12 protein-coding genes are annotated in these 13,866 nt (G+C 63.7%); 6 read left to right on the top strand and 6 right to left on the bottom strand.

Going from position 1 to position 13,866, the window contains the following annotated elements; translation table 11 throughout:
* Window positions 1-31: 31 nt before the first annotated feature.
* The 4 genes from AC0L18_RS17345 (at window position 32) to AC0L18_RS17330 (ending at window position 3,642) form a co-directional block, all read left to right on the top strand.
* The gene (locus tag AC0L18_RS17345) at window positions 32-1,012 is read left to right on the top strand and encodes an ABC transporter substrate-binding protein (RefSeq protein ID WP_473493459.1); all 981 of its coding nucleotides are present in this window, start codon (window positions 32-34) and stop codon (window positions 1,010-1,012) included.
* 96 nt (window positions 1,013-1,108) lie between these two features.
* Window positions 1,109-2,161: an ABC transporter permease subunit gene (locus AC0L18_RS17340; RefSeq protein ID WP_473493458.1), complete on the top strand. Its 1,053-nt coding sequence runs from the start codon at window positions 1,109-1,111 to the stop codon at window positions 2,159-2,161.
* Window positions 2,154-2,909, top strand: coding sequence for an ATP-binding cassette domain-containing protein (locus AC0L18_RS17335; RefSeq protein WP_023800331.1), 756 nt, complete (start codon window positions 2,154-2,156; stop codon window positions 2,907-2,909). Before AC0L18_RS17340 ends, AC0L18_RS17335 begins: the two co-directional genes overlap by 8 nt.
* A gap of 490 nt (window positions 2,910-3,399) precedes the next feature.
* On the top strand, window positions 3,400-3,642 hold the full coding sequence (locus AC0L18_RS17330) for a DUF768 domain-containing protein (protein WP_027156330.1): 243 nt from the start codon (window positions 3,400-3,402) through the stop codon (window positions 3,640-3,642).
* A 170-nt stretch (window positions 3,643-3,812) separates the two neighbouring features.
* Here AC0L18_RS17330 and AC0L18_RS17325 read toward each other — a convergent pair whose 3' ends face one another.
* Both AC0L18_RS17325 and xseA read right to left on the bottom strand, forming a co-directional pair.
* Window positions 3,813-4,946, bottom strand: a complete 1,134-nt coding sequence (locus tag AC0L18_RS17325; RefSeq protein ID WP_473493501.1) for a DmpA family aminopeptidase — start codon at window positions 4,944-4,946, stop codon at window positions 3,813-3,815.
* Window positions 4,947-4,955: 9 nt separating this feature from the next.
* On the bottom strand, window positions 4,956-6,521 hold the full coding sequence (xseA, locus tag AC0L18_RS17320) for an exodeoxyribonuclease VII large subunit (protein WP_473493456.1): 1,566 nt from the start codon (window positions 6,519-6,521) through the stop codon (window positions 4,956-4,958).
* A 115-nt stretch (window positions 6,522-6,636) separates the two neighbouring features.
* Between xseA and AC0L18_RS17315 the strand changes: the two genes are divergently transcribed.
* Window positions 6,637-8,850, top strand: coding sequence for a putative bifunctional diguanylate cyclase/phosphodiesterase (locus AC0L18_RS17315; RefSeq protein WP_473493455.1), 2,214 nt, complete (start codon window positions 6,637-6,639; stop codon window positions 8,848-8,850).
* 3 nt (window positions 8,851-8,853) lie between these two features.
* Here the strand turns inward: AC0L18_RS17315 and AC0L18_RS17310 are convergent, their stop codons facing one another.
* Window positions 8,854-9,804, bottom strand: a complete 951-nt coding sequence (locus tag AC0L18_RS17310; protein ID WP_473493454.1) for a LysR substrate-binding domain-containing protein — start codon at window positions 9,802-9,804, stop codon at window positions 8,854-8,856.
* Between the two features lie 232 nt (window positions 9,805-10,036).
* On the opposite strand from AC0L18_RS17310, the gene AC0L18_RS17305 reads away from it, so the two are divergent.
* Window positions 10,037-10,321 (top strand): DUF1127 domain-containing protein, encoded by a 285-nt coding sequence (locus AC0L18_RS17305; RefSeq protein ID WP_473493453.1) that lies wholly within the window; start codon window positions 10,037-10,039, stop codon window positions 10,319-10,321.
* Window positions 10,322-10,480: 159 nt separating this feature from the next.
* Here AC0L18_RS17305 and AC0L18_RS17300 read toward each other — a convergent pair whose 3' ends face one another.
* The 3 genes from AC0L18_RS17300 to AC0L18_RS17290 form a co-directional block, all read right to left on the bottom strand.
* The gene (locus AC0L18_RS17300; RefSeq protein ID WP_473493452.1) at window positions 10,481-11,365 is read right to left on the bottom strand and encodes a DUF937 domain-containing protein; all 885 of its coding nucleotides are present in this window, start codon (window positions 11,363-11,365) and stop codon (window positions 10,481-10,483) included.
* A 114-nt stretch (window positions 11,366-11,479) separates the two neighbouring features.
* On the bottom strand, window positions 11,480-12,853 hold the full coding sequence (locus tag AC0L18_RS17295; RefSeq protein WP_091595268.1) for a glutamate--cysteine ligase: 1,374 nt from the start codon (window positions 12,851-12,853) through the stop codon (window positions 11,480-11,482).
* A gap of 257 nt (window positions 12,854-13,110) precedes the next feature.
* Window positions 13,111-13,845, bottom strand: coding sequence for a 16S rRNA (uracil(1498)-N(3))-methyltransferase (locus tag AC0L18_RS17290; protein WP_473493499.1), 735 nt, complete (start codon window positions 13,843-13,845; stop codon window positions 13,111-13,113).
* Window positions 13,846-13,866: the final 21 nt, after the last annotated feature.

Below are 13,866 nucleotides of genomic sequence, written 5' to 3'. Positions count from 1 at the left end.
GCAAATCTGCCAACATTAGGAGGAGGATGTTATGAAGAAGATTGTTGCCGCTCTGGCGGCTCTCGCCATCTGCGCAGCGGCGCTGGTCACGCCCGCATTGGCGCAGGACAAAAAATACACCATTGCGCTCATTCCGGGTCTTACCACCGACGGCTTTTACATCACCATGCGCAAGGGAGCCCAAGCGGCAGCCGATGCCCTTGGTGTGACCCTGGTTTTCCAGGGCGCCCCGGATTTCAATCCGGTAACGCAAGTCCCCGTGCTTGACGCGGTTATCGCCAAGAAGCCGGACGCCATCCTGATCGCGCCGACCGACAAGGTTCAATTGGTCGAACCCCTGCGCAAGGCCCATGACGCCGCCATTCCGGTGATTACCGTCGACACCTTCATCGGCAGCGGCGTCTACCAGTCCGGCGCAGGCGAGGCGGATTTCCCACTGTCCTATATTGCCTCCGACAACATTCTGGGCGGCGAGATCGCCGCGCGGGCATTGGCCAAGGCCATAGGCGACAAGGGCAAGGTCTACGTTTCGAACGTCAAGCCCGGCATTTCGACCACCGACCAGCGTGAAGAGGGCTTCAAGAAGGAGATGGCGGCCAACCATCCCGGCATCACCGTTCTCGAGACCCAGTTCAACGACAATGACGCCAACAAGGCCGCCTCGCAACTCCAGGCTGTGTTCGCGCGCAATCCCGATCTCGTCGGGGTATTCGGCGCAAACCTGTTCTCGGCGCTTGGCGCGGCGAATGGCGTCCAGCAGGCCGGGCAGACCGGCACCGTCAAGGTCGTGGCGTTCGACGCGCCGACCAGCATTGCCGACAACATCAACTCTGGCCTTGTCGACGTCGCGATTGCCCAGCATCCCGCGGAAATCGGCTATTTCGGCGTCGTGTCGGCCTATGCCCATCTGACCGGCCAGTCGATCCCGGTTGCGATCGGCACCGGCTTCACGATCATGGACAAGGCCAACATCGCCGACCCAAACATCTCGAAATACCTCTATTCCGAATAAGTCCAGCCAGTCTCCTTCCGGCTTGCCGGAAGGAGACCTGCGCCGGGTCGCTTTGACCCAGTTTGTCGGAGGCCGCTCTGCGGATCGGAACCATCCATGACTTCAACATCACCAACCGAAACGCATGTCGCTCCTCAGGCGGATCACGGTGATCCGGCCAGGAGCTGGCTCGCACGCATCGCCGAAGGGCGCGCCTGGCTGTTCCTTGCGGGCCTGATCATCTGTTTCGAGGTCTGGTCGAGGCTCTCCTTTGGCGCGACCTTCGTGCTCAACCCGTTCAACGTGCAGTCCATTGCAATATTCGCCGTGGCGCCGTTGCTGCTGGCGACCGGGCAGACCTTCGTCATCATTTCGGGAGGCATCGACCTCTCGCTGGGCTTCATCATGGGTCTCGCGGCCGTCGTCGCCGCCCATGCCACCAATATGGCTGGCGTCGCCATGCCGGTGCCCCTGGCCATGCTGCTGGGCATTCTGGCGGCCGTGATCGTCGCCGGCGTGCCTGGCGTCATCAATGGCTTGCTGATCTCGCGCCTCAGAATTCCACCCTTCATCGGCACGCTTGGCATGTTTGGCGTAGCGCGCGGCGCTGCCTTCCTGCTGGCCGGGGGCACGACTGTGCCGGTCCAGAATTCCTGGTTCGCGCTGCTTGGCAACGGCAGGTTCTACGGTGTGCCTTATCTCGTCATCATTGCCGCCGTCTTTGTCGTGGTGATGCACTACATCCTGAGCCAGACCCGGTTCGGCCAGCATAACTACGCCATCGGCGCCAATGTGCAGGCGGCGCGCCGCGCCGGCATCGACATCAGGGGCCACATCCTGCGCCTCTACGTGCTTTCGGCGATGTGCGCCGGCCTCGGGGGCGCGCTCTATGCAGCGCGCTTCACCGCGGGCGCCGCCCAGGCCGGCGAGCCCTTGCTGCTGGACAGCGTGGCAGCCGTGGTGATCGGCGGCGCCAGCCTGTTCGGTGGCTCAGGCACCATCTTCGGGACGGTCGCCGGCGCCTTGGTCATCGCGGTCATTCAATACGGGCTGGTTTTCGTCAATGTCGAGCCGTTCTGGCAGTTCATCGCGGTCGGCCTCGTCATCATCATCTCCGTCCTTATCGACCAGGCGCAGCGCCGGTTCAGTGGAGCTCGCCAGGATGAATAGTTCCGAACCAACCACCCCCCTTCTCGAAGTCCGGCACCTTTCCAAGCATTTCGGTGCGGTGCAGGCGCTGAACGATTTCTCCATGGCCGTGCGGCCGGGCGAAGTGGTGGCGCTGGCCGGCGACAACGGCGCCGGCAAGACGACGCTGATCAAGGCGATATCGGGCGTCTTTCAGCCGACCGGCGGCGAAATTCTGCTGAGGGGGCAGCCGGTCACCTTCGCGACGCCGCAGGAGGCGCGCGAAAAAGGCATCGAGACCATTTACCAGGATCTCGCTCTCGCCGACAATTTGTCCATCGGCGCCAATATCTTCCTCGGCCGTGAACCCATGCGCAAGGCTTTCGGTTTCTTGCCGGTGCTCGACCGCAAGGCGATGGCCGTCGCCGCCAAGCAGACGATGGGACGGCTGGACTTCCATGTCAGCCGGCTCGACGCCCCGGTCAGCAATTTCTCCGGCGGTCAACGGCAGGCCGTTGCCATCGGCCGGGCCGTCTATTGGGATGCGCAGATCCTGATCATGGACGAACCGACCGCGGCCCTCGGCGTGCCGGAGCAGCGCAAGGTCATCTCGCTCATCCACCAGCTCAAGGCGCAAGGCCGGGGGGTGATCTTCATCTCGCACAATCTGCAGGATATTTTCGCCGTTTCCGACCGCATCGTCGTGCTGCGCCGCGGCATCCAGGCTGGCGAGCGCAAGATCTCGGAGACCAACCATGACGAAGTCGTCAAACTGATGGTTGGCGGATAGGCCGAGCGCCCGACCGATTTCCGGCGAAATATGCTCGCCCCCGACGATGACAAAATGACAACCAGATACGCTCGGCGCGGCGGAAAGAAGCAGGTCGGCCAGCAGAGTCGACATTGCCTGAGGATGTCACTATATAGCGGCGGCTTTGCGCGTATCCTAGGGTTGCGCAGCGAATGGCGCCGCAAACGTGCCGCGTAATGTGATACCTATTGTCATACAAATTGACTGGATTGCCGGAAAATAACAAGTAGAAACAATGGCGCGATCCGGGACCTGATCCCAGTCAACGGTGCCAGTCTGCTCAGGAAAATAGAATCTCCTTCAGAATTAGAACGTGCTCCTTGAACCTTCGATTTCCGTCAGCCCTGTGGAGCTTGGGCAAGATCGGCTTGGCGGGTGACGGCGACTCGGTTGGAATAGGAGCGTGCATCTTTTTGGGGATGCCGGCGTTTATGATTACCAACCGGCGCAGCCGCCAGGGAACAGCAGCATGAGCGAACACGCGATCGAGTTCTTGCAGGAGTGGATCGGCGAAAAGGTCCACTGCCAGTCCTCGCTGGACAGGATCGAGGAGCAGGCCGAGACCCTCGCCAAGGAATGCGCGGCGAAGGCGGCTGAGGCCGGCATACCGCTGGAGGATATCCAGGAAGAGGTCGGCGACATTCAGGAACTAATCGCGTCGAGGTTGGAAGAGGCGGCTGAGGCCGACCAGGACGAAAAGAATTCGGACTAATGCATGTCGCCCAAAAGTGCGCAGCGGTTTTGGGATAACCACATGCATAAAACAAAGAACTAAAGCGCGTCGCATGAATCCCTTCAAACGCGACGCGCTTTAGCGAGTGACATGCCGACCCGGCGAAAGGCATCTCTTCACCTGTGCGACGCGTGACACGCCGCACAGTTCTACTTTCGCTGCCTAGCCCCGAATTTGTTCTTGAGCCATGCCGTTGGCAGCGCCGGCACGAAATTGCCGTCGCGCCCGGTCATGTCGTCATTGGCGACCAGCGCATTGAGGATCGCTTCCTCCACACTCCCGATCACGGCGTCGAAGAACGGGTCGATGTCGGTATCCGGGATAAAATCGGCGCTGGCGATGCGGCCTGACGGCGCCAGCGCCGCCTCGCGGTTGGCGGTCGAAAAGGCCAGGAAAATATCGCCCGAGCTGTGATAGCCGAATCCGCCGGTCATGGCGACGCCGAGCGGCGCCCGGCGTGCCAGCCGCTTCATCTGATGCGGCAGCAGCGGCGCGTTGGTGGCGACGATCCCGATGATCGAGCCCTTTTCGGCGCGCGGCGTACTTTCGCGGATCGCCGGTTCCACGAGATCGGGCCCGGCGCGCAGGCCGCGAATGGTAAAATTGCTCCGCCTGCCGAAATTCGCCTGCACGAAGGCGCCGACCGTGTAGCGCCGGCCGTGCCATTCGACGAGGCGCGATGCCGTGCCGGAGCCTGCTTTGAAACCGAAGGCGATCATGCCGGTGCCGCCGCCGACGCTGCCTTCCTCGATCGATCCGCAGGTCGCGCCATCGAGGGCCGCGGCGACATGCTCAAACCCGAGATGGTGGCCATTGATGTCGTTCAGGAAGCCGTCATAGGTCTCCGCCGCCACCGGCAGGCCCCAGCCGCTGTCGAGCGCGGCCGGCAGCACGCGCTGCATCCAGCGCAGCGTTGCGTCGCGTGAAACGCCGCAGGAATGCGTGTTGGTGATGGTGATCGGAAAATTGAAGGCACCGGTTTCCTCGATGATGTGCGAGCCGGTCAATTCGCCATTGCCGTTCTGGCCGAAAATGCCGGCAAAGACCGGCGTGGCCAGTTCGGCGCGCGGTCTGGGCAGGATGGCGGTCACGCCGGTGCGCACCGGCCCCTCGCCGACCACCAGCGCACCTTCGCCCGAAATCAGCGTCGAATAACCGACCGCAACGCCAGCCACATCGGTGATGGCGTTGAACGGTCCGGGCGTGCCGTCAAAACGAATGCCGAAGGCTCGCGCGCGCTGCTTGCCGGAAGGCGTCGTCTGGTGATGTGGATTGCCGGAAATCATCGGCACTCAAAACAGCGAGCCTTGGCTGCCGGGCTCCTTGGCTTTGGCGGCCGGCTTTGCAACAGTTTTCGGCCGTGCCGCGCCGCTGGTCGCAATCGCATCGGCGGTCCCGTCGGCGAACTCCAGCGAAAGTGCCAGCCCCGGCGTCACTTCCGCCGCTTGCTTGATCACCGCACCGTCGGCGTCTTTCACCAGGGCGAAGCCGCGCGCCAGCACCGCCTTGTGCGACAGCGTCGCCAGCAGCCGGTCGGCCTGAGTCAGTTTCCCACGCAACCGCTCGAGCCGCACCGAAATCACCCGGTCCTGTCGTCGCCACAGCGCCACCAGGGCATCTGCCTGCAATTTCTGCCGCCTTGCGAGCGGCGCCGGCGACAGCCGCGCCGCGGTGCGCGAAAACCGCGTTCGCCGCTCGCGCACGATGGCGAAGAACGCCGCTTGCGCGCGGCCAAGGTCGCGGCCGGCCAGTGTGCGGGCCTCGTTCATGCGTCGCGACAGGGTGGCCGGCGTCAGCCGCTGCGCCTGGAGCCTGGCTCGCTTGCGCTGGACGCTGACGGACAGCGCTCGGCCAAGCCGGCTCGTCGCCTCGTCGAAACGCCGGCGCGGCAATGCCAGCAACTGGTCGGGCGAGGGCAGCGCCCGGGCGGCGGCACGCACCGCCTGGCGCTTGCGCTCGAAATTGCGCGATACCGCGGCCTTGAGCCGCGCACCAAGGCCGGCAAGCGTCACTTCGAGGTCGGCGCGCACGGGCACGGCGATTTCGGCGGCACCCGTCGGTGTCGGCGCCCGCACATCCGCCGCCAGGTCGATCAGCGTCCAGTCCGTTTCATGGCCGACGGCGGAAATCACCGGAATGCGTGAGGCGGCGACGGCGCGGGCCAGCGCCTCGTCATTGAACCCCCAAAGATCCTCGAGGCTGCCGCCGCCGCGCGCCACGATCAGCAGGTCGGGCTGCGGGATGACGCCATCCTGCGCCAGTCCGTTGAAGCCGTTGACGGCGGCGGTCACTTCGGCGCCGGCCGTTTCGCCCTGCACCCGCACCGGCCAGACCAGCACATGCAGCGGAAACCGGTCCTTGATCCGGTGGATGATGTCGCGGATGACAGAGCCTGTCGGCGAGGTGACGACGCCGATGACGCGCGGCATGAACGGCAGCAAGCGCTTGCGGCCGGCATCGAACAGGCCTTCGGCCTGCAGCCGGCGCTTGCGCTCTTCCAGCAGTGCCATCAGCGCCCCGGCGCCGGCGGGCGCCAGATTGTCGATGACGATCTGGTAGGTGGATTTTCCGGGATAGGTGGTGAGCCGGCCGGTGGCGATCACCTCCATGCCTTCTTCAGGGCGGAATTTCAGCCGGCCCATTGTGGTCTTCCAGACCACGGCGTCGAGCCGTGCGCGGTCGTCCTTGAGGCAGAAATAGGCATGGCCGGAGGAGTGCGGCCCGCGATAGCCTGATATTTCGCCGCGCACCCGGACATTGCCGAAGACGTCCTCGACCGTGCGCTTCAGCGCGCCGGAAATCTCGCTGACCGTGTATTCGGTGGCGTTGGTACGTGATTCGGATGCAGCGTCGCTCATTGGCCGATTGGGGGGCGGTTGTTGGCCGGCGTCAAGGCCGTCGCTCGTAGCCGATGTCATAACTCGATCTTAACCCGATCTGATGACTGTGCGGAAAAGAGAGTGGCCAGGACGCATGAGCCGTCGTCTTCAACGCAGCCCATTAACGTTCCAGGTCACGCTGACGGTGATGGCGCTTGCCATTTTCGCGCTTGCCATGGTCGTCGGCTTTGGCTTTTACGCCACTGTGCAGGCGGATAGCGTCTCCCTCGAGCGGCAGAAAATCCTTTTCGCCAACGGCATGCGGGACCGGATCGCGGCGGTGGATCGCGAGCAGGAAAGCATCGCAGTCTGGGACGATTCCGTCATCAATGCCAAGGCCGGCAACGTGGACTGGATGATCGATAACATCAGCGTCTGGATGTATTCCTACTATGGGCATGATCGGGTCTATGTACTGGACGCCGCCGATCGCCCGGTCCATGCGATGCGTGAAGGAAACGTGCTGGCGCCGGCGCGTTACAGCGAGGATGAACCGGTTCTGTTGCCCACGGTCGAAAGGGTGCGCCGGTTGATCCGCGAGCCGGCGAAAGAAGACCTGGCCGGCGGTCCGGTCAAATTGGCCGCAGGGGATTTGGTGGAGCTTGACGGGAAACCTGCCATCTTCAGCATCATGCCGCTGGTGCCGAGTTCCGACCGCGTCATCCAGACGCCTGGCAGCGAATACCTTCATATCTCGGTGGACTTCATCACCGACGCGCTGCTGGCCAAGATCGCCGGGCAATATCTGTTGGCGGGCGCCCGCCTGCTGCCGTTGTCGCAGCCGGTCGGCGGGGCTGCCATTCCGCTGGTCGACTCACACGGCGTCATCCTGGCTTATGCCGGCTGGGATCAGGAGCGGCCCGGCAGCGCGCTTGTGCGCGAGGCAGGGCCGGCCCTGATCGGTGGCGCGCTGCTCGCGGCAGGTGTCCTGGCATTCCTGCTGCGCCGCCTCCGCCGTGCATCGTCGGCGCTGCAGACCAGTCAGGCCGAGGCGCAGTATCTCGCCTTCCACGACACGCTCACCGGCCTTCCCAACCGGGCGCTGTTCGAGGACCGGCTCCGGCGCGCTTTGCTCACGGCCAGTCACGAAACAGCCAAAGTGGCGCTGCTTTATCTCGACCTCGACCGTTTCAAGCATGTCAACGACACGCTTGGCCATCCTGCCGGCGACGAGCTTGTCCGCCAGACCGCCGCGAGGCTCCAGCAGGCAATCCGGGAGGTCGACACGGTGGCACGGCTCGGCGGCGATGAGTTCGCCATGATCCTGATTGATGTTGACGACATCCGAGGCGCCGAGGATGTTTCGGAGGGTCTGCTTCAAAAGCTGCAGGAGCCGTTCAAGCTGGCCGACGACCAGGTCTTTGTCAGCGCCAGCATCGGCATAGCATTGTCGACCGGTCCGGATGCCGATGCGGACGACTTGCTGCGCAAGGCCGATATCGCGCTTTACGAAGCCAAGAAGAACGGCCGCGGCCGCTACCAGGTCTTCGCCGGCGACATGGACGACCTCCTGTTGCGCAAGCGCCAGGTTGAGAGCGAGCTTCGCCACGCCCTGAATGGCGGAACCGGGATCAAGCTGGCGTATCAGCCGATCTTTGCGGCGGACGGCAGCACGATCCTCGGTGCCGAGGCGCTGATCCGCTGGGGACATGAGGTCCATGGTGGCTTGCCGCCGGCACAATTCATCGCCATCGCCGAAGAACGTGGCATGATCGGCCAGCTTGGCAAATGGGTGCTGCAAGAGGCTTGCCGCTTCGCTGTCGGCACCGAATTGCCTTGGGTGGCCGTCAACGTGTCGCCGCTGCAACTGCGCGACACCGGTTTCGCCGAGCAGCTTGCGGCAGTTCTCGCCGAGACCGGATTGGCGCCAGGGCGCCTGCAGCTCGAGATCACCGAGAGCGTGCTGTTGGACAACAACGATACGACCAGGACGGCTCTGGCTGCCTTGCGCCGGTCGGGGATCGCCATAGTGCTCGACGATTTCGGCACCGGCTATTCGTCGCTGAACTATCTGCGCCGCCACGCCATCGACAAGCTCAAGATCGACCGCTCCTTCGTGAACCTCCTCGGCCGCGACGAGAGTTCGGCGGCGATCGTCAGGGCGCTTGTCGATCTTGCCGACGCTCTTAACGTCGGCGTCACCGCGGAAGGCGTGGAGACCGAGGAGCAAAAGGCGCTGCTCGTCGCCATGGGCTGCCGAGAGTTTCAGGGCCATCTGCTGTCGCTGCCGCTGGAGCCGGCGCAATTGCTGCGGCTGGCCGGCCTTTTGCCTGGCAAGGACAGCACGCCGGCAGCAGTTTCCGCCTGATCCTTACCAGCCCGGCACGATCTGGTTCGGCTTGCCCCGCTTCATCTTCGAAAAGGCTGCGAAGTCGAAGTTTCCCGTCTCTTCGCCGAGCGGCACGGAAATATTGTCGAGGCTTTCCGAAATGTGACGGGCCAGCGCGTCGACGATCTCCGGCCGCGACGTCTGGCCGCGCATGATGCCGATGCGGCAATCGGGCAGGACGCCGAACCCGTCGGCGTCGCCCAGCACCCGCATGCCGGGGCGCAGCGCGCATTCCGGCAGCACCGAGATCGCCAGGCCGGAAAGCACCGCGGCGGTGATGACGGTCGCCGAGAAGCTGGTGAACAGGATGCGGTAGTCGCGGTTCTGCCGGTCGAGCACGTCGACCGCGGCCCGCCGCCAGATGCAGTTCGGCCGGCCGAAGGCCATCGGCAGAACGTCCTGTTCATGCGTCGCATGGTTGGCCGAAGTCACCCACAGCAGCGGTTCGCGCCGCACCACTTCCGACTGGCCGTGCGCGTCACTATGCGTCACCAGTGCCAGATCGAGATTGCCACGCTTGATATGTTCGACCAGCCCCGGCGTCGGCTCGCAGATCACGGTCAGTTCGACACGTGGGTTGGAACGGGCGAAGCGGGCCATGATCTCGGGCAGGAAGCGATCGGCATAGTCGTCCGGCGTGCCGATGCGGATCGTGCCTTCGAGCCGCCGGTCGTCGAAGGCGGCCAGCGTTTCCCGATTGAGGAACAGCAACCGTCTTGCGTAGGAGAGCAGCCTGTCGCCTTCCTCGGTCAGCCTGTTGGTGCGCCCGTCCTTTTCGAACAGCGGCTTGCCGATCCGTTCCTCCAGCCGGCGCATCTGCATGGATACCGCCGACTGGGTTCGATGCACCGCTTCCGCCGCGCGGGTGAAGCTGCCGGTGTCGACGATTGAGACGAAGGTCTGCAACTGATCGAGATCGAGTGGCGCTTTCATCGGTCTAATCCATCACTAGAGTTGATGTTAAAGATTAGAAACATTCGTTGGATTAATCAATCGAACGATGGCAAATTTACGACTGTCCACATGACGGCAATGCAGGTCGCCTAAAAGTGGTCACCGGTTTTGGGACAACGACCTGCATTTTCTATGTGAATCGGGACCGGAACGGCCGCTGTTTCCAGCGCCGATCACCGTCTTCGTCCGTTCGAATATGAAGGAGACTGACATGGCTACGTTTGATTTCGCCACCGAGACTTCGCGCATCACGTCGCGTCCGGCTATTGCGACGCGCGTGGTCAACACCATCTCCAATGTCTATCGCGCTTGGAAAAACCGCCGCGCCTTCTATCGCCTTGGCGAGATGTCGGACGCCGAACTTGCCGACATCGGCTTGACGCGCGGCGATCTCCACGTCGCTATCGAGGTGCCGTTCGGCCGCGATCCAACCGAGAGGCTTCGCGCCATCGCGGCCGATCGCACGGAAACGATCGAGGATATTGCCCGCAGGTGACCTGATCGCGCTGGCTGCGTGCCCTTTGGGGCACGGCGCTAAAGGACTTCGCAGGCCCCCACTCCCTGCCGGTTTCCCCGCCGGCCCGCCTGCGCACTGCCCGGTCCTCCCAAGGATCGGGCATTTTTCTTTTTGAATCAGGCGAAGGCCAGCTTCACGCTACCGCCGGTCCATGCCTCGCTTGAACTGATCGAAGATCGAGTCCATGCCCTTCTGGTAATCGTCGCGTTGCTGCGCGCCCGCTTCGAACATCTTGCCGAACAAATCGTCGAACGGATTGCGTGGCCTGCCGCTCGGATTGGTCTGCGGCTGCGGCGCTTCGCGTTGCTGCGGCGCTTCGCGCTGCGGCTGTTGCGCGCCGCCGCCGAACATGTCCTGCAGCACCTTGCCGAGCGGATTGTCGCCGTAGGGATTGGGCGCCTGCTGCGGCTGACCCTGCGGCTGCTGCGCGCCGCCGAACATGTCCTGCAGCACCTTGCCGAACGGATTGTCCATCGGGCCGGGCTGCGGTGCCTGGCGCTGTTGCGGCGCCTGCGCGCCGCCGCCGGCCTGCCGCATCATCTGCTCGATGATCTCGCCGAGCGGATTGCTGCCGCCGCCGAATCCGCCTGCCGCCTGCATCTGATTTGTGGTCTGCTTGAACAGGCCGCCCATCATCATCGAAGCCACGACCGGCAACATCTGCTGCAAGATCTGCTGGCTGACGCCGCTCGCATGCGCTGCCTGGCTGGCAACGGCGCGGGACAGGTCTTTTGAGCCGAACAGATGGCCAAGAATGCCGTTGCCTTCATCGACGCCCTGCGGCGAGAAGGCACGGCCTGCGTCCTCGAAATATTTGGCGTGCTGGCCACTGGCCATTGCCGTCATGAACGCGCCGAGCCCGTAGGGGTCGGAGGTGCTGCGCTTCAGCCCCTGTGAAAAGGCCGGCAGCAGCGCCTCGACCGCCGATTGCGCTTGCTGCTGCGAAAGCCCGAACTGTTGGGCCAGGGCCTGCATGCCGTTACCGTTCTGCGCCTGCGCCAGAATGTCGAACAAGGAAGCCATTGGTTTTCTCCTCGGGAAAATCCTCGTAGGAGAGCCTACCGCATCGGCCCGAAAATCGGAATCGATTTCGGAAAACGCGTTTCCCGAGCCGTCGGCCAAGCCGATAGCAAACGGCTAATACGCATACTCCATGAACACCGGCTCGATCGAGCCGCCCCAGCGCGTATGATAGGCGGAAAGCAGTTCCTCGGCGCTGGTGGTGCCGCGCGCGACGACTTCGTCCAGCGTGCTGAGGAACGACGTTTCGTCATAGCCGTCGCGGTTCTTGCGGCCGCGGTTCTTCAGCCCCATGCGCGAGATGACGAGCACGTCGCGGGCGATCTCGCGCAGTGTCGTGTTGCGGAACGGCGCCGAAATGCCCTGTTCCGGCACGGCGTTGCGCATCGCCAGCACCTCTTCATAGCTCCAGCTCGAGGTCAGCGCCTCGGCCGCGTCGAGCGCCGCCGCGTCGTAGAGCAGCCCGACCCAAAAAGCCGGCAGCGCGCAGATGCGCCGCCACGGTCCGCCATCGGCGCCGCGCATTTCAAGGAAACGCTTCAATCGCACGTCGGGAAACAGCGTCGACAAATGGTTCGCCCAATCGCCCATCGTCGGCAGCCCGTCAGAAATCTCGTTGCGGGCCGCACCTGCCATGAACTGGCGGAAGGTGACGTGCGTCATGTCGTGGTAGTGGCCGTCGCGGATGACGAAGTACATCGGCACGTCGAGCGCCCATTCGACATAGTCGGCGAAGCCGAAATCGGGCGAGAAGCAGAAGTCGAGCAGTCCCGAGCGCTGATTGTCGGTGTCGCGCCAGATGTCGCCGCGCCAGCTCTGAAATCCGTTGGGCCGGCCCTCAGTGAACGGCGAGTTGGCGAACAGCGCCGTCGACAGCGGCTGCAGCTTCAGCGACACCTGCATCTTGCGGCGCATGTCGGCCTCGCTCTCGAAGTCGAGATTCACCTGGATGGTGCAGGTGCGGTACATCATGTCGAGACCCTTGCTGCCGACCTTGGGCATGTAGCGCGTCATGATCTCATAGCGCGACTTTGGCATTTTCGGCGTCTCGGCCAGCGACCATTTCGGGCTGCCGCCGAGGCCGAGGAAGCGGATGCCCATCGGCTCGGCGATCTCGCGCACCTGCGCCAGATGCGCATTGCCCTCGCGGCAGGTCTGGTGGATCGTCTCCAGCGGCGCGCCGGACAGTTCGAACTGGCCGCCGGGTTCCAGCGAGATCGCGCCGCGGCCGGTCGGCTCGACCAGGCCGATGATGCGGCCGGCATCCATGATCGGATCCCAGCCGAGTTTTTCCTGCATGCCCTCAAGAATGGCGCGGATGCCGTGCTCGCCGCCATAGGGGACCGGCGCATTGCCGTCGACATAGAACGGGAATTTCTCGTGTTCGGTGCCGATGCGCCATTTGTCGCGCGGCTTGTTGCCTTCAGCCAGGTGCTCGACAAGCTCGTCGACGCCTTCGATCGGCCGGAAATCGGTTGTGTCGCGCGCCATTATAAGTCCTCTAGCACATGACCCCGAAAATCGGCTTCGATTTTCGGAAAGGATCATGTGCCCAATCAAGTGCTACAGCGTCCTTTGCGCGTCCGAAAGGACGCGCGGCGCTGTAGGTGGTCGGACGACCGCCGGCGCTAGATGGACGAAATGTCAGTAGGCGATCAAGCGAAAAATCCTGAGCCACAGGGTAACTGGAATTGATTGGCTGCTTCTTCCTTCTCCCACAAGGCCCACAAGGGGCGAAGGGAAGTGCCTCACCAATCTCCGATTGTCGCCTGTATCACCGCCAGCGCCGCCACCGCAGCCGTATCGGCGCGCAGGATGCGCGGACCGAGTGGAATCGCGGTTACGAAAGGCAGCGTCCGCAGCATCCTTCGTTCCTCGTCGGAAAACCCGCCCTCGGGGCCGACCAGCAGCCCGAGCTTCTTCTCCCGCACCGCCTGCAGCGCCGGCAGCGGATTGTTGGTGGAAGCATCCTCGTCGCAGTAGATCAACCGCCGCTCCTTGTCCCAGCCGGCCAGCAGGCGCTCGATTTTTTCCGCTTCGCGCACTTCCGGCACCGCAAGGATGCCGCATTGTTCGGCGGCCTCGACGACATTGGCGCGCAGCCGTTCGATGCCGGGCTTTGCCACCTGCGTGTGCTGGGTAATGACCGGCTGCAGGACGCCGGCGCCCATCTCGACCGCCTTCTGCACCAGATAGTCGAGCCGACCCTGCTTAAGCGGCGCAAAGCAGTAGACGAGGTTGGGCAGCGGCGGCTGCGGCCGCTGCAAGGCCAGCACCTTCAGCCGCACCGTCTTTTTGGACCTGGCGGCGATAGAAGCCGACCATTCGCCGTCGCGGCCGTTGAACAACAGGATTTCGGCGCGCTCGCCGAGCCGCAGCACATGCAACAGGTAATGGCCCTGCTGCGGGCTCGCCTCGAACTCGATATCCGGTCCGAGGTCGTCCGGCACGAACAGCCGCTGCATCTTGTAATTGGCGCGCATCGCCGAGGAATGGGCGAGCCG

It is taken from the genome of Mesorhizobium sp. WSM4819, from assembly GCF_055811215.1.
Note: the sequence above shows the minus strand (reverse complement) of the source record. Positions and strands in the feature narration are given on the sequence as shown.